The following is a 19,529-nucleotide window of genomic DNA, read 5'->3' as shown; positions in this document are numbered from 1 at the left end:
TTACTCGCTGGCGGTATCAACAGTCACTTCCATCGACAGGCCCACTTGCAGCGGATGGGCGCGCAGCTCTGCCGGGTCCAGTGCAATGCGTACTGGCAGGCGCTGTACTACCTTGATCCAGTTGCCGGTGGCGTTTTGTGCCGGGATGGTGGCAAAGGCTGCGCCCGAGCCGCCGGACAAACCGGCCACCTTGCCGTGGTAGGTGACACGGCTGCCATACAGGTCGGCGGTCAGTGTGGCGGGTTGACCGATGCGCACCTTGTCCAGCTGCACTTCCTTGAAATTGGCATCCACGTGGGCCTGCTGCAGTGGTACCACCGACAGTAACTGGCTACCCGCTTGTACGCGCTGGCCGACTTGTGCCTGACGCTTGGCCACCACGCCGTCTACCGGTGCGCGGATGATGGTACGGGCCAGGTCCAGGCGGGCCTGGTCACGTTTGGCGCGCGCCAGGGCTACTTCCGGGTTGGTCTCCACCGTGGTGTTGACAGTGAGGGTCTGGTTGGATTTGAGCGAGCCTTGCGCGGCACGGGCATTGGCTTCGGCCTGTTTGGCGGCGGCTTCGGCGGCGCTCAGGTTGGCACTGGCGGTGCTGTATGCATTTTGCGCATTGCTCAGTTCTTCACCCGATACCGAGCCGCTTCTGGCCAGTGCCTGACGGCGCTTGAGGTCCAGTTCGGCGCGTTGCAGGTCGGCACGGGCAGAAACCAGCTGGGCATTGCTGCGCGCCTGGTCTGCAATGCGGGCCTGCACTTGTGCTTGCAAACCTTCGTCGCTGGCCAGATAACCTTGTACGCGGCGTTCGGCGCGCGCCAGTTCGGCTTCCGCCTGTGCCAGATTCAGGGTGGCATCCTTATCATCCAGCTTTACCAGGATGTCACCGCGTTTTACCTGCTGGGTGTCCACCGCCAGCACTTCCCGTACGGTGCCGCTGACTTCCGGAGTGACTTGCGCCATCTCGACGGCGACATAGGCATTGTCAGTGCTGACATGATGGGAGGCTACCAGGGTCCAGTAAGTGCCGGCACTAATGGCGGCAACGCCGACGACTGCGCCAAGCAGGGCAAACAGCTTCTTGCGCTTGGCCAGACGCAGCGCGTCGCTGTGCGGGGCATCGGAGGCGGGGAGGGCTTGGATATTTTCGCTCATGATGGTTCTCTGCAATTGTTGTATTCGGTAGGGGTTCAGGCTTGATAGCCGCCGCCCAGGGCTTTGATCAGGTTGACGTCCAGCAGGAACTGCCGGGTTTCCAGGCTGGTGCTGCTGCGACGGCTGCTGATCACGTTGTCTTCGGCATTCAGCACGTCCAGATAGCTGGCCAGACCGCCTTGATAGCGGTTTTGCATTACCTGGTAGGACTCTTCGGCGGTTTTCAGTGCCAGGCGACGCTGTTCCAGTTGTGGGCCCAGTTCCTGTTGTTGAGCCAGCACATCGGCCACGTCGTGCAAGGCCTGGGTGAGGGTCTGGTTGTAGCTGGCCACGGCGGCATCGTATTCGGCACGGGCAACGCGGTAGTTGCCTTGCAGGGCACCGCCACGGAAAATCGGCAGCGAAATGGCCGGGCCGACCCCGCCGATGTCGGAGCCGTTCTTGGTCAGATAGCTCAATCCCAGTGATTGCACGCCCAGATAGGCAGACAGATTCACATTGGGATAAAACGCAGCGCGGGCAACGTTGATACGGCTGGCAGCCGCTTCGGCGCGCAGCCTGGCAGCTGCCAGGTCCGGGCGGCGGCCCAGTAAATCTGCCTGCAAGCTAGCGGGCAAGCCTTGCGGATGCAGCAGGCTGCCAGCCGGGCGGCGCAGGCTCATGCCGCGATCCGGCCCGGCGCCCATCAGTGCGGCAATGCTGAGTTTTTGCTGGGCAATGGCCTGGCGGGCGGCACTGAGGTCGGCGCTGGCGGTAGCCTGGCGGGACTGGGCCTGACGCAGGGTGCCCATGGTTTCCAGACCATTGTCAAAGCGCTGTTGCAGCAGTTGGGCGCTATGCTGGCGCACGCTCAATGCCTGTTCGGCGGCGTCCTGTTCGGCATATAAACGGGCCAGTTCGGCATACGCTGCCGCAATGGAGCTGGTCAGGGTCAGGCGGCTTTGTGCAGCTTCTGCCTGCGCTGCGGCCAGTTCCGAACTGGCTGCGGCGATGGCGGAGCGGTTCTTGCCCCAGAAGTCGATCTCGTAGCTGAAATCCAGCTCGACCTTGGCCGAGTTGTTGTAACCATGCGGAACAAAGGCGGCCGGGAAGCCATTGTTATAACTTTGCTTCATCTTGGTCACCGAGGTATCCAGGTCCAGGCTGGGCAGATTGCTGGCACCGGTCTGTTGGGCTTGACCTGCGGCTTTCGCCAGGCGGGCCTGGGCAGCTGCCATGTCCGGCGACTGGCTCAATGCTTCTTGCATGATGTCGTCGAGCTGGCCGTCCTGATAGCTTTGCCACCAGTTGCTGTTCATCCAGTCGGCGCTCCCGGCTTTCAGGGTTTGCTGACTGGCCATGTCCTGCATGGTCTTGTTGCTGGCCGCCGGGCCAAGGTCCGGTATGCTGGCGCAACCGGTAAGAAACAGACTGCCTAGCAGGGCCAGTTGTAACAGTGTGCGCCGGGGGTGCATGCTTGATTGGGTATCCATTATTTTGACAGGGCCTTTAACTGTACTGTACGGTACGGTTATAATTCGCGGCGAGAGTGCCGTCAAGTAAAACCGTACAGTTCGGTACAGTTTGGAGCAAAAATGCGAACAAAAAGTGAAGAGCGCCGTCAGGCAATGGTGGCAACGGCGGCGGAGTTATTCTTGCAGCGTGGTTATGAGGCGACATCCATGGCAGAAATCTGCAGCCGGGTGGGGGGGTCCAAGGCTACTTTGTACGGTTATTTCAAGTCCAAGGAAGAGTTGTTCCTGAGCGTGATGAAAATGCTGGCCGAAGAGCGCATGTCACAAGCCTATGCACGGCTGGTGCCGGGCGGGGATATTGCGGCGGCTTTGCAGGCATTCGGAGAAAATTACCTGCAGGTGATTCTGGGGCCGGACCTGATGGCCATGCGCGGCATTATTGCGGGCGAGCTGGTGCGAGCCGGTGCCGCCCAGCAGTTTTATGAAGCGGGCCCGCGTCAGGGTTGGAACAGGGTGGCGGTTTATCTGGAGGCGGAAATGCAGGCTGGTCGCTTGCGTCTGGCTGATGGCTGGATTGCTGCCATGCATTTGTTGTCGCTGATACAGGCAGAATATCAGCAGACTTTCTTGGTTGGCGTGGTGAGCGAAGACGACATGGAGCTGTTACAAGAGCGTGTGGCAAGGGGGGTGGAGATATTCATGACCTGGTATGGGGCCTAGCAAGGGTTTGCTACTGTTGACAAGTAAAAAACCGGGCAATGCCCGGTTTTTTCATGCCTGCCTTGCTACGGCCTAATTGCACAGTGTTTTCAGATACTGGCCGGCATTGAACAGGTCACGCTCGATGGCGCGGCGCACGGCAGAAGGGTCTTTGCGGTGCAGGGCGCGCATCATGTCTTCGTGGCAGTCGTTCATGATGCTCCACACGTGCGGGTCCTGATGCAGCTGATTGGAAATGGGGCCGACGTGCAGCCAGACGCTTTCAATCAGCGACAGCAACATGGCAGAGCCAGAGGCGCGGTACAGCGTGACGTGGAAGTCTTCGTTTGCCGTCAGATAGCCTTTGACGTCGTGATTGCGGATGGCTTCATCCATGGTGACAGTCAGTTCTTCCAGCAGCTTGAGGTCGGCGCTGCTCAGATTGCGTGCGCCTTTTTCCGCCGCTTCGCCTTCCAGCAACATGCGGGTTTGCAGGATGTCGTCAAACTGGGTGCGGCTCAGTTGTGGCACGGTGACGCCGCAATTGGGAATGTTGGCCAGTGCCTTCTCTGCCACCAGGCGTTGCAGTGCAGTACGCACCGGCATTTCGCCAACCTGCATGTCTTGTGCCAGCTGTTTGATCTTGAGTCGTTCGCCCGGTAGCCAGCGACCCAGTGACAGCCACTGGCGCAAGGTGGTGTAGGTTTCGTCCTGTAGTGTAGAGGAGGCGGTAGTCTTCATTGTCGGCGAGTCGTTGGTATTGGAATTTGTCACAAAGGATACCATAGCAATCATGGTGCTGTGATGCTTCACTTTTCAAGTTTTATTTGATCATAAATTGACATGCATGTTTTGTCTTACTATGATGAATTCCAGCTTTTATTCCGGTATTTGCATTTGAATTCACATGGGTTGGTGCGGTGTTGGGAAAAGGGCTTTTTGCAGATTTGATCATAAAGGATAAAACATGCATGAGCATTTACACAGCTTCATCCGAGCACACAATATCCATGAAGTGGAATGCGTCATTCCGGACATGACCGGAGTGGCGCGCGGCAAGATTGTTCCCAAGGATCTGTTCCTGGCGGAGGAGAGCATGAAAATGTCCAAGGCGGTGCTCACCATCACCGTCAACGGCGAGTTTGCCGAATTCGAGCGTTTTGTCGGTGCCAATGATCCGGACATGGTGTGCGTGCCGGATGCCATGTCCATCCGGCTGGTGCCTTGGGCCATTGAGCCTGTGGCGGTGGTGATTCACGATTGCGAAGATTTTGACGGCAAGCCGGTGCAGATTTCCCCGCGTGCCGTGTTGCGTAAAGTCTTGCAACTGTATGCCGACCGTGGCTGGCGGCCGGTGGTGGCACCGGAAATGGAGTTTTACCTGATCCGGCAAAACAGCAATCCGCACGAGCCCTTGCGTCCGCCCACCGGCCGTGCCGGGCGTTCCGAAGTAGGGCGTCAATCTTTCTCTATCGATGCCGTCAACGATTTCGACCCCTTCTTTCAGGAGCTGTCCACTTTCTGTCAGCAAGCGCAGCTGAATGTGGAAACACTGATTCATGAAGTGGGTGCCTGCCAGATGGAAATCAATTTCACGCATGGCAATGCACTGGAACTGGCCGACCAGGTGTTCCTGTTCAAGCGTGCGGTGCGTGAAACCGCTTACCGTCACAATATCTTTGCCACCTTCATGGCCAAGCCGATGGAAAGCGAACCCGGCAGCGCCATGCATATTCATCAAAGCATTGTCAGTACTGCCGATGGGCAGAACATTTTTTCCGCAGCGGATGGCGGCCCGACGCCCTTGTTCTTCCATCATATTGCCGGCATGCAGAAATACCTGCCCATGGTGATGCCCATGCTGGCACCCTACGTCAATTCCTATCGCCGGCTTACCCGTCATGCGGCCGCGCCCATCAATGTGCGCTGGGGCTATGACAACCGTACCTGCGGTATCCGCATTCCACCGTCCGGCCCTGCCGCGCGCAGACTGGAAAACCGGGTGCCGGGGGTGGATGTAAACCCCTATCTGGCGATGGCTGCCACCCTGGCTTGTGGTTATCTGGGCATGGTGCAAGGCCTGGTTCCCAGCGAACCGATGGCGGACAGCGCCTACAACCTGGATTTCGAGCTGCCGCGCAGTCTGGAAGATGCTGTGGCGCTGATGCAGGACTGCCCGGAGCTGTCCGACATTCTGGGCGAGCAGTTTGTGCAGGCTTTTTGCGCAGTGAAGGAAAAGGAATTCGAAACCTTCAATCGCGGCATTACCGCCTGGGAACGCGAGCACCTGCAACTGCACGTATGACATGATGGCGGGCTGCTTGTCCGCACAGAACAAGATCAAGGAGCAATCAATGACGACAACACGACACGGCATCAACTGGGACAAGGCATTGCAACTGCACGCGGCAGAGCGCGAACGCTTTATTGCGGCACGTCCGCAATCGCAGCGGCTGTCTGTCCAAGCGAATCAGCATTTGCTGTTTGGCGTCCCACTACACTGGATGGATGACTGGTCCACGCCTTTTACCCTGTATGTGAAGCAGGCGCAGGGTGCCAGTTTTGAAGATGTGGATGGCAATACCTATGTCGATTTCTGCCTGGGCGATACCGGTGCCATGTTCGGCCACGGCCCGGCCCCGATCGCCAGAGCGGTGGTCGAGCAGGCCGCACGCGGCATCACCACCATGCTGCCATCGGAAGATGCTGTCTGGGTAGCGGCCGAGCTGGCACGCCGATTTGGCCTGCCATACTGGCAGTTTGCCATGACCGCCACCGATGCCAACCGCTTTGCCCTGCGCTGGGCCCGCGCCGCCACCGGTCGGCAGCAGTTATTAGTATTCAATGGCTGCTATCACGGCACCATCGACGATGTGTTTGTCGATCTGGTGGATGGCAAGCCGGTACAGCGTGCCAGCTTGCTGGGGCAGGTGTACGACCTCACCCAATACACCCGCGTGGTGGAGTTTAATGATCTGGCCGCACTGGAAGATGCACTGAAAAACGGCCAGGTAGCCTGCTTGCTGGCCGAGCCTGCCATGACCAATATCGGCATGGTGCTGCCGGAGCCGGGCTTCTGGGAAGCGGCACAGGCACTATGCCGCCGCTACGGCACACTGCTGATCATGGATGAAACCCACACCATCAGCACCGGCATGGGCGGCTATACCCGCGCCCATGGCCTGAAACCGGACATGATGGTGCTGGGTAAGCCCATGGGTGGGGGCGTGCCGTGTGCGGTGTACGGTTTTTCCGAGGAGATGGCCAAGCGCGCCCAGCAGGCCAAGCGTGAGGCGGTGCCGGGGCATAGTGGCATCGGCACCACGCTGACCGCCAACATGCTGGCCATGGCGGCGATGCGGGCTAATCTGGCCGAGGTGATGACCGAACAAGCCTATGCCCATATGTTTGCCCTGGCCGAGCAATTGGCCGCTGGCTTGCAGGCGGTGATTACCCGTCATGCGCTGCCCTGGTGTGTCACTCAAGTAGGAGCGCGTACCGAGTTTCAGTTCACCGCCACCCCGCCGCGCAATGGCAGCGAGGCGGATGCGATTCTGGACAGCGACATGGAGCACATCATCCATCTGTTCCTGCTCAATCGCGGGCTGCTGATCACGCCTTTCCACAATATGCTGCTGATTTGCCCGCAAACCACGGCTGCGGATGTGGCGCGGCTGGTGGCGGCGTTTGACGACTTCGTCAGCGCAGTACGCTGAGCCCGGTCGGGCCGCCTGCGGGCGGCCCTTCAGTCTGCCTGGGCGGTGGCAACGGCAAACTGCTCGCCAATGCTGAAGAAGTTGCCCCCGGCAATATAGTGCAGGCTGCGTTTGGCATCGTGGCCATCAAACTGCCAATGGCCGTCGTGCCAGACGTCCGGATCCGCCTTGGCGGCCAGCACTTCGCCAATGAACAGGTCGTAGCGCTGCTGGTTGTGTGGCTCGCTGATGATGCGGCATTCCAGATAGGCAATGCAGCCGTCCACATGTGGTGCCGCAACGGCTTCGCCAGGCAGGGCGGTCAGGCCACTGACGGCAAACTTGTCCACCTCCTTGCCACTGCAACTGCCCGCCGTCAGCACCTGCTCCGCCTGGGCGCGGCAGGGGACATTCAGCACAAATTCACCTGATGCTTCCATCAATTGCCGGGTGTGGGTGGCTTTGTCCACCACCACCAGCACCTTGGGCGGGTCGAAATCCAGCGGCATGGCCCAGGCGGCGGCCATCACGTTTTGCGCCCCCGCGTGCGCAGAGGAAACCAGCACGGTCGGGCCGTGGTTCAGCAGGCGATAGCTCTTGGTCAGATCAACAGCAACTAGCTTGGACATTGGTTTTTCCCGGTTCATGTTCAGCCGCTGATTCTAGCAATATCCATCCACTGCTGCCTTGTATCCGGCGATTGCCGTGTACAATGCCGCCAGTTCAACATTTAACGGAAAGAAACTCATGTCCAAGCGCAAGGAAGACGAACTCGACCCGGATACCATCGCCCTGTTGCAATGGTGTGCTGAGGTGGAAGCCCTGTTTGTTGCTGCCGGTGCCAAGCCGGATGAGGCACAACAGCAAATCGAAGAAAATGCCGAGTGGTTTACCGATATGTTCTTTGACGGGCTGAGCCCGGAAGAGGCAGCCAAGGCGGCGCTGAATTGAGCGGTACATCCCCCTGCTATGCGGTGCTCGACTTTGAAACCAGCGGCTTATCGCCTGCTGTTGGCAGCCGCGCCACTGAAATCGCCGTCGTGCTGTGGCAGGGCGGGCGCGAGGTGGATCACTACCAGAGCCTGATGAATGCGGGTGTGCGCGTTCCGGCACAGATCGAACAGCTTACCGGCATCAGCAATGCCATGCTGCGCAGTGCGCCGCCGGTGGCCACCGTGATGCGCGAGGTGGCGGATTTCGTCGGTGACCTGCCGTTGGTGGCGCACAATGCGGCATTCGACCGCAAGTTCTGGGACCACGAGCTGGGCTTGCTTGGCAGGCAGCGACGGCAGGATTTTGCCTGCACCTTGCTACTGGCGCGCCGCTTGCTGCCGCAGGCGCCGGATCACAAGCTGGGTACGCTCACCCGCTGGGCCGGCTTGCCCGATGCCGGGCGTGCACACCGTGCGCTGGCAGATGCGCGCATGGCGGCCCATCTATTGCAATATCTGCTGGAGACGGCACAGCGCAAGCATGGCGCCCGGCAACTGGACCATCGCCAGCTGTGCCAGTTGCAGAAGGTGAGTGCCGCCAAGGTGGCGGATTTCTTCATGCAGCATGCCTAACTCGCTTGCCGGTTGGCCATGGGTGGCGCGCACCATCCAGGCCTGATTGCTACTGGTGGCCGATCAGGAATCGGCCCGCCAGCAATGCGAACTTTCCAGATAGCAAACCGGACAGCATGACGTTCCGCTGCTGCAAACAGCATCCCTAGACTAATGGCCTGTATCGCCGCGCAGTTTTCCGGAGCGATACCGACTTTACTCGGGGGTTTTCATGTCCAAAGGTATTGCACCTCTCGCTCTTGCCACATCCCTTGCCGTTTCCCTGTTGCCTGCTGCCGAAGCCTGCACCCGTGTGCTGTGGAATACGCAACCGGGCTATATGCTCAGTTCACGCAATCTTGATTTCTTTGGTCCGGTCAGCCCATCGCTGGTGGTGAGTCCGCGCGATGTCAGCCGTGTTGGTGCCACTGGCGACAATGCAGGGCATACCGTGCGCTGGAAAGCACGCTATGGCAGCGTGGCCGTTTATGCTAACAATGTGTTTCCGATGGATGGCATGAACGAGAAGGGCCTGGTGGCGCATACCCTGTACTTTACCGGTGGTGCCGAGCAGCCTCAGACGGGCAAGCCGGCCAAGCCGGTGCTGGAAAGCAGCCACTGGCTAAGCTTTATCCTGGATAACCATGCCACGGTAGCCGAAGCCGTGGCCGCCATCCGCAGTGTGCGCCTGGTGCCCAAACGCCTGCCCATCGACTATGCGTCGGATACCAAACACATTGCCATTGAGGATGCCAGTGGCGATTCGGCCATCATCGAAATCGTCAAGGGTGAAACGCTTATTCATTATGGCAGGCAGTTTACCGTGCTGACCAATCCGCCTGACTACGACACCATGCTGAAGCAGGAAAAGAAGTTTGCGGCGTCCACTTCCGAAACCATTCCCACCGGCTGGCAGGCGGATGCCCGGCTGGTGCGGGCCAACTGGCTGCTCAAGTCCTTGCCGCGACCAGACAATATCGAAGAAGCGCGCGGTTTTCTGGCATCCATCATGCACAGTGTGGCCATGCCTGTCGGCCTGATGGCGGACCCGCTGGATTTGTCGGTGGAAAAAGCCTATGAGCCGTATTCGCGTTACCCGGCAGAAAACCGGGGCGTGGGTACCTACTGGACCACCACGGCTGACATGAAAAATATGCGCTATGCGTTTCAGTCTGCCTCGTCGATCAGCCCGGTCTGGCTGGATTTGCGGGACTTCGACTTTGCCAGGCTCAAGCAAACCAAGGCGATCTTACGCCTGAACCTGTATGGCAGCAAAAACTGGACTGGCAATGCACGCCAGCATTTGCAGGATGTAGCGGCCTATCACTGAGCTTGTGCACTCCAGTCATTGCCTGCCTGGCAAGCAGTGTGATTGATACCGCCTGGGCCTTGCTGGCGGCTGGCATCAGTCCCCGGCTTCCAGCGTCAGCAAATGCGGGGTGAAGTCTCCGCGCTCCAGCACCCGGATGCAGGCATCCACCACATCCGGGTCCAGCTGGGTTCCTCGCATCAGACGTATCTGGGCAATGGCCTGGCCTATGCCCAGTGCGGCGCGGTAAGGGCGGTCGGACGACATGGATTCGACAATGTCCGCCACGGTGAGGATGCGCGATTCCAGCAGGATGCTTTTGCCCGACAAGCCCAGCGGATAACCGGAGCCATCCAGATATTCGTGGTGCTGGCGAATGATGTCGGCAATGGGCCAGGGGAAATCAATATTCTTCAGGATGTGGTAACCCACTTCCGGATGGCGCTTCACCAGCGCAAATTCCACCGGGTGCAGTCGGCTGGGTTTGCTGAGAATCTCGGCAGGTACTTCAATCTTGCCCAGATCATGCACCACGCCACTCAGGTACAAACCACGCAGCCGGTGCGCATCCAGCCGTAATTCCTGGCCTATCAGCACGGCAAGTTCCGCCACGTGTTTCTGGTGACCGGCCGTGTAGGGGTCGCGCTGTTCCAGAACCGAGGCAATGGCAGCCAGTGCATTTTCCAGTGCGTTTTCCAGTACCTGGGCATGGGCTGCCTGCTCCTGCAAGGACTGTTGATACGCCACCCGGGTGCGGCGTGACTGAATGCCGAACTGCACATTGCGCGTCAATTCTTCAAAAACCTGCACTTCCACCGGGCTGAAGGACTGTCCGCTCCCACTGTATACCGCCAGTGCGCAGATCAGGTCCGGCCCGGCTACCAGCGGAATGGCGACAATGGCATGCAATCCGTGCTGGCTGGCCAAGGACTTCCATGGCTGGAAGCTCGGGTGTTGTTGCAATGCACTGATGTTGATGGTGTTGCCCTGGCGGATGCAGCTGGCGATCGGCCCTTCATTAGCAGACTCAGCACTCCAGCCGATGTCCAGCTGGGTGCTGTACGCATGCGCACTGCCAGCAGCAGCCAGCACGTGCAAGCGCTGTTGTTGCAGGTCCTGCATGCCGGCAATCAGGGCCAGCGGGTAGCGTTGGTCGGCGACAATGGCATCGCATACGGCCTGCAACAAAGCCTGCTCATCGCTGGCCTGCACCAGCGCCTGATTGGTGCGGCTATTGGCTTGCAGCGCCCAGGCCCGGCGCTGCATTTCATCACGATCCTGTTTTTGCTGGGTAATGTCCTTGAAAATGACGGTGAGGCCTATGCATAACCCTGCGGTATCAAAAATGGGGGATTTGCTGGTTTCCAGCCAACAGTGCTTGCCATCCAGCACATAGGGCTCTTCCTGAACCATGGCCACACCACTGGCAATCACTTTCCGGTCATCCGCCTGATAACTGGCGGCGAGTGCCGGCGGGAAGAAGTCATGATCGGTCTTGCCGGCGATGTCTTCGATGCGGATTCCCAGGTCATCAGCAAAGCGCTGGTTGCAGGTGATGAAGCGGGAGTGGGTGTCCTTGATGATGACCCGATCCGGCAGTTGCCGGATGGCGGCCTGCAAGGTGTAGTCGGTAAGGGGTTTGCTTGTGCTACGGGCATCCATGCTCAGGCTTTTCTTTTATGATCCGGCAGTTGATAGCCATGGTCGGCAAATAGCGTCAGGCAGGCGTCCACCACGGCGGGGTCGTACACGCTGCCCTTGTATTGTTCTAATTGCGCCAGGGCCTGGGCCTGACCCAGCTGGCGACGAAACGGCCGATGCGACAACATGGCTTCCATGCTGTCGGCAACGTGGATGATACGTGCTTCCAGCAGGATCTCTTCTCCACGCAAACCGCGCGGATAGCCGCTGCCATCCATGTTTTCATGGTGCTGCCAGGAGATATCGGCAATGGGCCAGGGAAACGCGATGTCCTTGAGGATTTCATGGCTGGCTTCGGCATGCAGCTTGACCAGTTCGAATTCCTCATGATTCAGGCGGCGTGGCCGGGTGAGGATTTCGGATGGAATCTGGATCTGGCCGATGTCATGCACCATGGCAGCCAGGCCCAGGCCTTCCAGGCGATGTTCATCCAGCCCCAGTTGGCGGCCAATGGCCACGGCAAGGTCGCTGACGCGTACTTCATGGCCGGCGGTGCTCAGGTCGCGGTGCACCATGGCGGACGACAGCGCACTGATGGCCTGAATCAGCGACTGGCGCAGCGATTCCTCCGCCTTCTTGCGCCCGCTGATGTCGATGAAAGCACCTATGATGCCGGCAATATTGTTGTCCTCGTCGTAGAACAGGTCCTTGGCGTAAACCACATCCATCAACTGCCCTTGCTGGGTGCGGATGACATACTCGAACATCTGTGGCTGGCGGCTGGCAATCAGCTCGGCATCATTCTGGGTGAACATGCTGGCCAGTTCGGTCGGCCACACCTCTTGCGGCATCTTGCCGATGATGTGCTCCTGCTGCATGCCCACCGTACGGGAAAAGGCTGGGTTGCAACCCAGGTAGCGCCCGCTGGCGTCCTTGTAGAACACGGCAATCGGCATGGCATTGAGCAAGGCCTGGTTGAAGCGTTGTGCCCGGTCAAGCTGCACCATTACCTGATTGCGTTCTGCCTGCAGGTTGATGGCCAGTTGCTCACTGTCCTTACACAGCTTGATGGCGCGAGACAGGTTGGCCAGGATGGGCGGGAATACATGCTCCAGCGGCATGTGCTGCAACATGGTTTCCGGGGCCAGCAGCATGATGGTGTGGACTTGGTCCAGCGGCAGGCGCAGCCCGTAATGGTAGCGGTCCTGGCCGGTAAAGCGCTGTAGCAGTCTGGCGTCTGTTTCGGCCTGGATGCTGCGGCCCAGTAGTCCCGCAGGCAAAGCAATGCCAATGCTGGCTTGCTGTTGCAGCTGATGATCGCCAATCACCTTCAGCAGGCAGCCGCTGTTGGCGTCCAGCCCGTCCGGGTGGTGAATGACCAGGCCAACCGGGCAGCCAGTGTGAAACAACAGGCGTTGCACGACCTTGGTGAGCAGTGCGTCTACAGTCACTTCGCGCCCTATGGTGAGCGACAGGTCGTACAGTACGGCAAGCAACTGGTCCTTGTTCATGCATCCATCCACACGCTGGCCGTGATGCATGCATTGTGAAACAGCGGATAACCCCACTCGTGCGGACTGCCGATTTCACCCAGCGTCAGCGCCCCGGTCACGCTGGCGGCCTGGCTGTGCCGGATCAGGCCATGGATTTCTTCCAGGGCGGCAGGGCCAAAGTGCTGACTGCGTCCCGCACAGTAAAAGCTCAGCAGGTTTTTACCTTCCAGCGAGCCATGACGCTGCTGCAAGGTGCCAAGCACCTGCTGCACGCAGTCATCGCCCGGCACTGTCGGGGCCTGAACCATCATCAGCACCGCGTTTTCCGGCACTTCACCCACGCAAAATACCGAACCATCATCCTCCAGCGCTACCGGGACACGAATCAGCAATTGCTGGTTGGCCAGCATGATGCCAAGCGGGAAATGCACGCCGAAGGTGTAGAAGTTTTCACGGTTCAGTTCCGCCCCGAACTGCTGTTTGACGATGTGCTGATAGGCGTCGAAGGCCGGTCGCCAGTCAATCTGGAAAATGCGGTTACCGACAGTGGCTGTGGCGGTGAGGGTGTGCTCCGGTGCCGGGTAGCCATGGTTGATGACCGGATTGGCCGTGGCGGGCAGCAACAGGCAGAGCACGCCGTGCATCATGCTCTGGTATTGGTCGAACAGGCAGGGAATGGGCTGGAACTGTGCACTGCCGGCATTCACCCCGCCGTAAAACACCTGATCCGCCAGTTGCAGGTACAGGGCATCCAGAATGGAAGCAATGTCCGGCAGCATGCCATCGAAAATCATGAATAAGGTAGGTTTGCCCTGATCTGTCGGCCATGCGGCCAGCATTTGTGTTATCCGCTCGCTCATGTGTTGGGCGGTTTGTGCCGGGTCTTGCCCGGTATGGATGCGCAATAGCGCACTTTGGCTGCCGCCGGGGCAGGGCAGCAGCATGACGCCATGGTCAACAAAACCCTGATTGCTGATCAGGCGGGGAAACACACCGCCTGCCAGTTCTATGCCCTGATGCAGGCAGGCTGTTTGCAGGTTGGGCAGTTGCTCACGGTCGGCTTCTGCCAGCAAGGCCAGCAGGCGCTGGTCGGGGTGGTGGGCATGCCAGGCTTGCAAGCTGCTTGCCAGTTGAGCGGGATCCAGCGAACTGTGCCAGGGTGAGGGCATTGGCGGAACTCTCTGATGATAGGCATGGAAAATACTCAGTAACCTTATCATAAACGAGGGAAGTGCCATTGCCGACGGCTATCCGGCAGTCGGGCCGGAAAAAAGCAGCAAAGTTGATCCTGACCAGCTAGTTGGCTGGTCAGGAGGGGGCAGGAGATGGTTCAGGGTTTGGCAGTCAGTGCGCTTGGCGGCTTACTGTCGCTTTGCAACCATTTGTGCAGCAGGCGGCTGCTGAGCGGAATGAACAGGAACACCATGATGGGCGTCAGCATCAGCGTGCTGCACAGGACACGCAGCAGTACCGGCAGGCTGGCCAGTTTGTCGCCCAGCAGCAGGGTGAAGCAAAGCGAGACCGGGAAGAACACCAGCCAGATCATCACCGCTTGCTTCCAGCGCGGTGGCGCTTTCAGGCCAAACCATTGCTCCAGGCCTTCGGCACAATGCACGCTGCTGTGTTGAATCAACGCTTCACCGTTAACCAGCCATGCCTGCCGTGCCGGGCTGGCTGCCCAGGCATCCAGGCTGGCCTGATCGCGGAAGCGAAACAGGATTTGCCAGTGATCATCGTCCGGCGGCGGTTGCAACAGGCCGGAGCCCAGGTAGCCGGGCGCGGCGCTGGCCAGGCCTTCGCCTTCACGTATCCAGGCATGAAAGTCGGCATGACGCGCCGGTTTGATACGGCGGGTAATCAACAAGGTAAGCGGTGTGCTGGGTGTCATGATGTGGCTCCTGCGGGCAAGTCCCGCCACCCGGGGTGAGGGTGGTTGGCACGCCTCCGGGGTAGTGGAGGCGTTTCGATCATGCAGCAAGCAAGCAGCGTGCCTGAACCTTTATTTGCGCAACAGGCGCAGGCCATTGGCCACCACAAGCAAGCTGGCACCTACATCGGCAAATACCGCCATCCACATGCTGCCCATGCCTAGCAGGGTCAGCAGCAGAAAAACTGCCTTGATGCCGAGAGCCAGTACGATGTTTTGCACCAGAATGGTGTGGGTGGCACGGGACAGGCGCACAAAAACAGGCAGGCGGGCCGGGTCGTCATCCATCAGTGCCACATCCGCGGTTTCGATGGCGGTATCCGAACCCATTGCGCCCATGGCAAAGCCGATATCGGCACGAGCGAGCGCAGGCGCGTCATTGATACCATCGCCCACCATGCCCACCATGCCCGTCTGGCTCAGCCTGGCAATGATATCGGCCTTGTCTTGTGGCAGCAGGCCGCCATGGGCTTCGTCAATGCCGACAGCTGCGGCAATGGCGCTGGCGGTTTGCTGGTTATCCCCGCTTAGCATCACAGTGCGTATGCCCAGGCTGTGCAACTGGGCAATGGCATCCCGACTGGCAGGGCGGATGGTGTCTGCCACGGCAAACAGGGCCAGTACCTGCGCCTCATCCATCAGCATCACCACGCTGTTGCCATCTTGTTCACGGGCGGCAACCCAACTGTCAACTTCGGGCGCATTCAGGCCAAGTTGACTGGCCAGCGCCAGGTTGCCCAGCCATAGCTGACGCCCGGCAATTACCCCCAGAATGCCACGACCGGTGATGGCGCTGAATTGTGTGACCTGTTGCAGGGCGATACCATCCTGTTCTGCCGCACGCAGCAGGGCGCGTGACACCGGATGGTCGGAGCGGCTGGCCAGGCTGGCGGCAAGGCTGCGGCATGCATCGTCCTTGCCGCTGTCCAGCGCTTGCCATGCAGTCTGTTCCGGTTTGCCATGGGTAATGGTGCCGGTCTTGTCCAGCGCCAGTGCGCGCAGTTTGCGGCCTTGTTCCAGCCATACGCCACCCTTGATCAATATCCCCTGGCGGGCGGCTGCGGCCAGACCGCTGACCACCGTTACCGGAGTGGAAATGACCAGTGCGCACGGGCAGGCAATCACCAGCAGCACCAGCGCCTTGTAGACCCAAGCCAGCCAGTCGCCACCGGTGAATAGTGGCGGCAGTATGGCCAGCAGGGTGGCCAACACGAAGATGGTCGGCGTGTAGATGCGGGCGAAACGGTCGACAAAGCGCTGGGTCGGTGCCTTGGCATCCTGCGCCTGTTCCACCGCATGGCGGATGCGCGCCAGCATGGTATCGCTGGCTGCGGCGGTGACGCGGTATTCAAAAGCACCGTTTTCATTCAGCGTACCGGCATAGACGCTATCACCCGGCTGTTTTTCCAGCGGCATGCTTTCGCCGGTCATGGTGGACTGGTTGACGGTGGAGTGGCCGCTGATGATGACGCCGTCCAGTGCGATGCGCTCGCCCGGTGCCACGCGGACCACTGCGTCAAGCGGAATATCGTCAACCGGCATGTTCTGCCAGCTGCCATCGACGGCTTGCACGGTGGCGCTGGGTGGCGTGAGTTGCAGCAGGCTGTCAATGGCATGGCGAGCCCGGTTTAGCGAGCCTGCCTCGATGCGCTCGGCCAGGGTGAACAGTACCATCACCATCGCGGCCTCCGGCCATTGCTGCAGCAGCAGTGCGCCGGTGACGGCTATGCTCATCAGGGCATTGATATTGAGCGTAAGGTGACGCAGCGCTATCCAGCCCTTGCGGTAGGTAGTGATACCGCAAACCGCAATCGCGCTCAGGGCCAGCAGGGCCGCCAGCCAGCCAGGGGCGCTCAGCCAGTCGCACAGTTCGGCGGCCAGTGCCAGCAAACCTGCCGTGGCTAATGGCCACCAGGGGGCGGTGGGCGTGGAGGAATTGGCTGGGGGCAGGGTGCCGATCTCTGCTGCGGTTTCCGGATCAAACCCCAGCGCACGCAAGGCAGCCAGAATGCTCGGCAGTGCGTCAGGCTGGTGCGTGACAGTGAGCAGGCGCTGCATCAGGCGGAATTCCAGCGCGACAACTTCGCTCATCGTGGTCAGCTGCTTGCGGATCAACGCTTCTTCGGTGGGGCAGTCCATTTGCAGGATGCGGATGGGTGTAATCGTCAGCGTGCCTTCGCTGCGCGCTCCGGACAGAGTTTCCAGCGGGGCGCTGGTGCTGCCGCAGCAATGGTCATGGTGGTGGTCAGCATGCTGGTGTCCATCCTGTCCGTGGCCATGCGGCTTGTGGGAAGTTTGGTCGTTCGGGGCGGGTACACGCTTGTATCTGGCTTGCATGCTGGTCTCCTGTGTTGCATTGGCATACAGTTAACACCCTGTAGCAACTTCAAGGTCAACAGCTAAAGGTAAAGGAGAGTGCAATGAAAATTGGTGAATTGGCCAGGTTGGCGGACTGTACCAGTGAAACCGTGCGCTTTTATGAAAAGACTGGTCTGTTGCCACCGCCACAGCGCGAGGCGAACAACTACCGTAGTTATGGCGAGCGCCATCTGGAACGGCTGCGCTTTATCCGTAATTGCCGGGCGCTGGACATGACGCACGAGGAAATTCATCAGCTGTTGTCGCTGATGGTGGACCCACAGTCCGATTGCGGCGGGGTAAACCAGGTGCTGGATGCGCATATCTGTCATGTGGATGCGCGTATTGCCGAGCTGGTGCAGCTGAAGGCGCAGCTGGATGAACTGCGCCAGCGCTGCCAGCAAACACAAGCACTGGATGCCTGTGGCATCTTGCAAGGGCTGGCCGAAATGGAAACCGCCGCCCGCCCGGAGCGCCATACCCATCTGTAGACGGCTAACGCTGCCAGACAAGGCCGGCGGTGTTTACACCTGATATTGCGCCACGGTGTTGAGTATGGTCCTGGCCTGCTTGTGCAGTTCACGTGCGGCATCAGCCGAACTGCTGGCGGCAGACGAGTTTTCCTCTGCCATCTGGGCAATTTGTTCCACGCGCTGGGCAATGGTGGTGCTGGTGCTGGTTTGTTCAGAAATGCTGTGGGAAATGTCATGCACCAATTCCCTGGCCTGCTGGGTATTGTCCTGTATGCGTTCGATGGCGGTATTGGCACCGCGTGCGGCATCGGCTTCCTGATTGGCGCGCTCCACCACGCGCTCCATGCTGCCAACCGCATCCTGTGTACCTTGCTGCATCTGAGAAATAACCGTGGAAATTTCCGTGGTGGACTTGGCTGTGCGTTCTGCCAGTTTGCGTACCTCATCGGCCACCACGGCAAAGCCCCGGCCCATTTCACCGGCCCGTGCCGCTTCGATGGCCGCATTGAGTGCCAGCAAATTGGTTTGTTCGGCAATTTCCTTGATGATGTTCATCACCGTGGCCACCGTCTGGCTGTCCTGACGCAAGCTGGCCACCTGGCTGGCTGCCTGGCGGATGGATTCGGAAACCGCCGTGATGCCACTTACTGTGGCCAGAATCACCTGCCCACCCTGGCTGGCGGTATCGCCTGCGGCACTGGTTTGCTGGTTGGCTTCCAGCGCGCGGTCGGACACATGGTTGATGCTGACGGTCATCTCTTCGATGGCAGCTGCCATGGCGGCGGCAGCTTCGCTTTGCAGCTCGGAACTGCGGGCAATTTGCGTAGTGTTGCTGGCCATGCCCTCAATGGCCTGGTCGACGGATTCCACGCTGCGGCGAATGTCCTGGAAACTGTCCTGCAATTGTTGTAGCAGGGCATTGAATGCCATGGCGGTTTCGCCCACTTCATCCTGGCGCATCACTTTCACCCGCAGGCGGAAGTCCAGCGCCTCACGCACATTGAACATCACATTGCGCATGCCCAGCAGGCTGCTGCGAATGTGCCGGAACAAGCTGCCGCCCAGTAGTGCACAGCCCAGCAGGCAGGCAGCAATGACGGCAATCGACATGGTGATGGCCTGTTGATAGGCCTGGCGGTTGTCATCGGCCAGCTTGCCTGCCAGGCGGTAGTTGAATTGCATGTGTTGCTGCAGGTTTTTGCTCAAGGCTGCGGTAGCGGCGCGCATGTTGCCGCCGGTGATGGCTTGCTCCGCTTCCTGGGTCTTGTGTTGGCGTGACAATTGCAACAAGGCATCGCGGGCGCTGCGGTAGCTGACCACCAGCTTGCGGTCCTGTTCCATCAACTGGCGGTCCTCGGCGTCGACGATCAGGTCTTTTTCGTAATGGGCTGCGGCTTCATCAAAGCGTTTGTCCTGCGTATTGATGGCCTGCTGGTCTTTTTCTTTCTGGCTGTCGCTTTGCGCAATGACATGGCGATAGGTGCCGGTGCGCATCTGGGTCAGTGCATCCAGCATTTCATCCAGCGCCATGATGCTGGGGAAGGTATTGGCCGTCAGGTATTCGAAGCGGGCATTGGCCTGCTGTTGCTGATACAGGCCGAAGCCGCCGATTCCTATCAATGCCAGCAAGGCAATGCCCAGCGTCAGTGCCAGTCGTTGCGAAATGTTCACGAAGCGCTCCCTGTCCTGAATTGTGTCGGATGACATACTGTCTTTATAGACGGGAGGGTTGTGGCGACAAGTTACAGGAAATCAATCTCTTGTCGAATGACAAACAAGTGGCGCTC

General features: G+C 59.5%; 17 protein-coding genes. 7 read left to right on the top strand and 10 right to left on the bottom strand.

The window, feature by feature from the left end:
- Together HWX34_RS17190 and HWX34_RS17185 are read right to left on the bottom strand one after the other, a co-directional pair.
- The gene (locus tag HWX34_RS17190; RefSeq protein WP_178973402.1) at positions 1-1,149 is read right to left on the bottom strand and encodes an HlyD family efflux transporter periplasmic adaptor subunit; all 1,149 of its coding nucleotides are present in this window, start codon (positions 1,147-1,149) and stop codon (positions 1-3) included.
- 35 nt (positions 1,150-1,184) lie between these two features.
- Positions 1,185-2,603, bottom strand: a complete 1,419-nt coding sequence (locus HWX34_RS17185) for an efflux transporter outer membrane subunit (protein WP_255497369.1) — start codon at positions 2,601-2,603, stop codon at positions 1,185-1,187.
- A 120-nt stretch (positions 2,604-2,723) separates the two neighbouring features.
- On the opposite strand from HWX34_RS17185, the gene HWX34_RS17180 reads away from it, so the two are divergent.
- The gene (locus HWX34_RS17180; RefSeq protein WP_178973400.1) at positions 2,724-3,323 is read left to right on the top strand and encodes a TetR/AcrR family transcriptional regulator; all 600 of its coding nucleotides are present in this window, start codon (positions 2,724-2,726) and stop codon (positions 3,321-3,323) included.
- A gap of 72 nt (positions 3,324-3,395) precedes the next feature.
- On the opposite strand, the gene HWX34_RS17175 is transcribed toward HWX34_RS17180, so the two are convergent.
- Positions 3,396-4,043, bottom strand: coding sequence for a GntR family transcriptional regulator (locus tag HWX34_RS17175; protein ID WP_178973399.1), 648 nt, complete (start codon positions 4,041-4,043; stop codon positions 3,396-3,398).
- Positions 4,044-4,269: 226 nt separating this feature from the next.
- Between HWX34_RS17175 and HWX34_RS17170 the strand changes: the two genes are divergently transcribed.
- Both HWX34_RS17170 and HWX34_RS17165 read left to right on the top strand, forming a co-directional pair.
- Positions 4,270-5,607, top strand: a complete 1,338-nt coding sequence (locus tag HWX34_RS17170; RefSeq protein WP_178973398.1) for a glutamine synthetase family protein — start codon at positions 4,270-4,272, stop codon at positions 5,605-5,607.
- 49 nt (positions 5,608-5,656) lie between these two features.
- A complete protein-coding gene (locus tag HWX34_RS17165; RefSeq protein WP_178973397.1) occupies positions 5,657-7,018 on the top strand; it encodes an aspartate aminotransferase family protein in 1,362 nt (453 codons plus the stop codon).
- Between the two features lie 29 nt (positions 7,019-7,047).
- Here HWX34_RS17165 and HWX34_RS17160 read toward each other — a convergent pair whose 3' ends face one another.
- The gene (locus HWX34_RS17160) at positions 7,048-7,626 is read right to left on the bottom strand and encodes a flavin reductase family protein (protein WP_178973396.1); all 579 of its coding nucleotides are present in this window, start codon (positions 7,624-7,626) and stop codon (positions 7,048-7,050) included.
- Between the two features lie 118 nt (positions 7,627-7,744).
- On the opposite strand from HWX34_RS17160, the gene HWX34_RS17155 reads away from it, so the two are divergent.
- From HWX34_RS17155 to HWX34_RS17145, 3 genes are all read left to right on the top strand, one after another.
- Positions 7,745-7,948, top strand: a complete 204-nt coding sequence (locus HWX34_RS17155; protein ID WP_045844807.1) for a hypothetical protein — start codon at positions 7,745-7,747, stop codon at positions 7,946-7,948.
- The gene (locus tag HWX34_RS17150) at positions 7,945-8,562 is read left to right on the top strand and encodes a PolC-type DNA polymerase III (protein WP_178973395.1); all 618 of its coding nucleotides are present in this window, start codon (positions 7,945-7,947) and stop codon (positions 8,560-8,562) included. The genes HWX34_RS17155 and HWX34_RS17150 overlap by 4 nt, the downstream gene beginning before the upstream one ends.
- A 211-nt stretch (positions 8,563-8,773) precedes the next feature.
- Positions 8,774-9,871: a linear amide C-N hydrolase gene (locus tag HWX34_RS17145; protein ID WP_178973394.1), complete on the top strand. Its 1,098-nt coding sequence runs from the start codon at positions 8,774-8,776 to the stop codon at positions 9,869-9,871.
- Between the two features lie 75 nt (positions 9,872-9,946).
- On the opposite strand, the gene HWX34_RS17140 is transcribed toward HWX34_RS17145, so the two are convergent.
- The 5 genes from HWX34_RS17140 to HWX34_RS17120 form a co-directional block, all read right to left on the bottom strand.
- Positions 9,947-11,512, bottom strand: a complete 1,566-nt coding sequence (locus HWX34_RS17140; RefSeq protein ID WP_178973393.1) for an HD domain-containing phosphohydrolase — start codon at positions 11,510-11,512, stop codon at positions 9,947-9,949.
- Between the two features lie 2 nt (positions 11,513-11,514).
- Positions 11,515-13,002: an HD domain-containing phosphohydrolase gene (locus HWX34_RS17135; protein ID WP_178973392.1), complete on the bottom strand. Its 1,488-nt coding sequence runs from the start codon at positions 13,000-13,002 to the stop codon at positions 11,515-11,517.
- On the bottom strand, positions 12,999-14,153 hold the full coding sequence (locus tag HWX34_RS17130; protein WP_178973391.1) for an FIST signal transduction protein: 1,155 nt from the start codon (positions 14,151-14,153) through the stop codon (positions 12,999-13,001). The genes HWX34_RS17135 and HWX34_RS17130 overlap by 4 nt, the downstream gene beginning before the upstream one ends.
- 161 nt (positions 14,154-14,314) lie before the next feature.
- On the bottom strand, positions 14,315-14,872 hold the full coding sequence (locus HWX34_RS17125) for an antibiotic biosynthesis monooxygenase (RefSeq protein WP_178973390.1): 558 nt from the start codon (positions 14,870-14,872) through the stop codon (positions 14,315-14,317).
- 111 nt (positions 14,873-14,983) lie between these two features.
- Positions 14,984-17,248, bottom strand: coding sequence for a heavy metal translocating P-type ATPase (locus HWX34_RS17120; protein WP_178973389.1), 2,265 nt, complete (start codon positions 17,246-17,248; stop codon positions 14,984-14,986).
- An 83-nt stretch (positions 17,249-17,331) separates the two neighbouring features.
- Between HWX34_RS17120 and cadR the strand changes: the two genes are divergently transcribed.
- Complete coding sequence (gene cadR / locus HWX34_RS17115) at positions 17,332-17,760, top strand: Cd(II)/Pb(II)-responsive transcriptional regulator (protein WP_178973388.1); 429 nt, start codon at positions 17,332-17,334, stop codon at positions 17,758-17,760.
- 33 nt (positions 17,761-17,793) lie between these two features.
- Here cadR and HWX34_RS17110 read toward each other — a convergent pair whose 3' ends face one another.
- Positions 17,794-19,413: a methyl-accepting chemotaxis protein gene (locus HWX34_RS17110; protein WP_178973387.1), complete on the bottom strand. Its 1,620-nt coding sequence runs from the start codon at positions 19,411-19,413 to the stop codon at positions 17,794-17,796.
- Between the last annotated feature and the right edge of the window lie 116 nt (positions 19,414-19,529).

The sequence above is a fragment of the Aquitalea sp. LB_tupeE genome, from assembly GCF_013391415.1.
Lineage (GTDB): Bacteria > Pseudomonadota > Gammaproteobacteria > Burkholderiales > Chromobacteriaceae > Aquitalea.
The sequence above is the reverse complement of the archived record's forward strand: the minus strand, read 5'-3'. Positions and strand labels throughout refer to the sequence as shown.

What these genes read in the sequence shown, in the direction of transcription:
- HWX34_RS17190 (WP_178973402.1), bottom strand. Translation starts at nt 1,149, where the DNA reads ATGAGCGAAAATATCCAAGCCCTCCCCGCCTCCGATGCCCCGCACAGC.
- HWX34_RS17185 (WP_255497369.1), bottom strand. Translation starts at nt 2,603, where the DNA reads ATGCACCCCCGGCGCACACTGTTACAACTGGCCCTGCTAGGCAGTCTG.
- HWX34_RS17180 (WP_178973400.1), top strand. Translation starts at nt 2,724, where the DNA reads ATGCGAACAAAAAGTGAAGAGCGCCGTCAGGCAATGGTGGCAACGGCG.
- HWX34_RS17175 (WP_178973399.1), bottom strand. Translation starts at nt 4,043, where the DNA reads ATGAAGACTACCGCCTCCTCTACACTACAGGACGAAACCTACACCACC.
- HWX34_RS17170 (WP_178973398.1), top strand. Translation starts at nt 4,270, where the DNA reads ATGCATGAGCATTTACACAGCTTCATCCGAGCACACAATATCCATGAA.
- HWX34_RS17165 (WP_178973397.1), top strand. Translation starts at nt 5,657, where the DNA reads ATGACGACAACACGACACGGCATCAACTGGGACAAGGCATTGCAACTG.
- HWX34_RS17160 (WP_178973396.1), bottom strand. Translation starts at nt 7,626, where the DNA reads ATGTCCAAGCTAGTTGCTGTTGATCTGACCAAGAGCTATCGCCTGCTG.
- HWX34_RS17155 (WP_045844807.1), top strand. Translation starts at nt 7,745, where the DNA reads ATGTCCAAGCGCAAGGAAGACGAACTCGACCCGGATACCATCGCCCTG.
- HWX34_RS17145 (WP_178973394.1), top strand. Translation starts at nt 8,774, where the DNA reads ATGTCCAAAGGTATTGCACCTCTCGCTCTTGCCACATCCCTTGCCGTT.
- HWX34_RS17140 (WP_178973393.1), bottom strand. Translation starts at nt 11,512, where the DNA reads ATGGATGCCCGTAGCACAAGCAAACCCCTTACCGACTACACCTTGCAG.
- HWX34_RS17135 (WP_178973392.1), bottom strand. Translation starts at nt 13,002, where the DNA reads ATGAACAAGGACCAGTTGCTTGCCGTACTGTACGACCTGTCGCTCACC.
- HWX34_RS17130 (WP_178973391.1), bottom strand. Translation starts at nt 14,153, where the DNA reads ATGCCCTCACCCTGGCACAGTTCGCTGGATCCCGCTCAACTGGCAAGC.
- HWX34_RS17125 (WP_178973390.1), bottom strand. Translation starts at nt 14,872, where the DNA reads ATGACACCCAGCACACCGCTTACCTTGTTGATTACCCGCCGTATCAAA.
- HWX34_RS17120 (WP_178973389.1), bottom strand. Translation starts at nt 17,248, where the DNA reads ATGCAAGCCAGATACAAGCGTGTACCCGCCCCGAACGACCAAACTTCC.
- cadR (WP_178973388.1), top strand. Translation starts at nt 17,332, where the DNA reads ATGAAAATTGGTGAATTGGCCAGGTTGGCGGACTGTACCAGTGAAACC.